Here is a 1,306-nt window from a genome sequence, read left to right as displayed (position 1 = left end):
TGAACCGCCCCGGTTATTCCGGAGACCGGTTTGTTTGAGTCAGGCAGCTTCACCCGACTCCTCCAAATGACGATAATACGTCCTTTCTCGTTCTGCTGGTGGAACGTTTCCTATGGGTTCCAGCAGTCGGCGATTGTTAAACCAGTCAACCCATCCCAGCGTGGCATACTCAACGGCATCTCGCCCTTTCCATGGTCCACGATGGTGAATCACCTCCGTTTTGAATAAGCCGATGATGGTCTCGGCCAGCGCATTGTCGTAGGAGTCACCGGTGGTGCCGACTGAGGCATCGATACCCTCATCAGCCATACGCTCTGTGTAGCGGATCGAGAGATATTGGCTTCCTCTATCACTATGGTGGATTAACCCTTGCCTGTGCTTTCGTGCCCACAGGGCTTGCTCCAGAGCGTCCAGTACCAATCCCGTTTTCATCGACGTTGCTACACGCCAACCCACGATACAGCGTGCATAAACATCGATAACGAACGCAACGTAAACGAAGCCAGACCAGGTAGCGACATACGTGAAATCGGCCACCCAAAGCTGATTAGGACGCATGGCCGTAAAGTCACGTTTCACTAAATCAGGTGCTCGTTTCTGGCCGGGATCACTGATCGTCGTGAAGGGGCGTTGGCCTCGCACCACGCCGCGAATTCCCAGGCGGCGCATGAGTCGCTCTACGGTGCAACGAGCAACATTAACGCCCTCACGGCGGAGTTGCCGCCAGACCTTACGAGCACCGTAGACGCAGAAGTTTTCTTCCCACACTCGCTGAATCTCAGCGGTAAGAAACGCATCCTGCCGATATCGATCTGCCCGCCGCTCAGGATCAGTCTCAAGTGCCTTGTGGTGGTAATACGTCGATGGGGCGATTGGCAGCTGGCTACAAATCGACTCGACCCCGAACTGAGCACGATGCTCGTCGATAAATGACACCATCAATTGGGTTTGCGGTCGAGCTCCGCCTGGGCGAAAAAAGCAGCCGCCTTGCGGAGAATTTCATTAGCGCGCTTCAATTCGACGTTTTCACGCTCTAGCTGCTTGAGTCGTTCATTTTCAGGCAGGTTAGCCGAGCTATCTTCCTGCGTGAGTTCTGAGCGTTTGCACCAGGCTCTTAAGGTCTCTGGTGTACAGCCAAACTTGCTGGCAATGGAGCAGATCGCCGCCCACTTGGACGGGTATTCGCCTTGCTGTTCAAGGACTAATCGAACAGCTCGCTCTCGGACTTCTGGGGAATATCGTTTTGGTGAGTTCATAACTCCATCCTCTCAAGATATGGAGTCTCCGGTAAAGCCGGGGCGGTTCA

1 protein-coding gene and 1 other annotated feature are annotated in these 1,306 nt (G+C 54.2%); the gene reads right to left on the bottom strand.

Going from position 1 to position 1,306, the window contains the following annotated elements; all coding sequences use genetic code 11:
* Positions 1 to 39: 39 nt before the first annotated feature.
* Positions 40 to 1,256 (bottom strand): IS3 family transposase gene (locus tag ACT3T6_RS17660; RefSeq protein WP_444625975.1). Its coding sequence is split into 2 segments (ribosomal slippage): positions 40 to 971 and positions 971 to 1,256, totalling 1,218 coding nucleotides; the frame shifts between segments, so codons are not numbered across the junction.
* Positions 865 to 981 (bottom strand) — a sequence feature (AL1L pseudoknot). It overlaps the preceding gene by 117 nt.
* Positions 1,257 to 1,306: the final 50 nt, after the last annotated feature.

Source organism: Halomonas sp. 72 (genome assembly GCF_052379785.1).
In the GTDB taxonomy this organism is placed as follows: Bacteria; Pseudomonadota; Gammaproteobacteria; order Pseudomonadales; family Halomonadaceae; genus Vreelandella; species Vreelandella citrativorans.
Note: the sequence above shows the minus strand (reverse complement) of the source record. Positions and strands in the feature narration are given on the sequence as shown.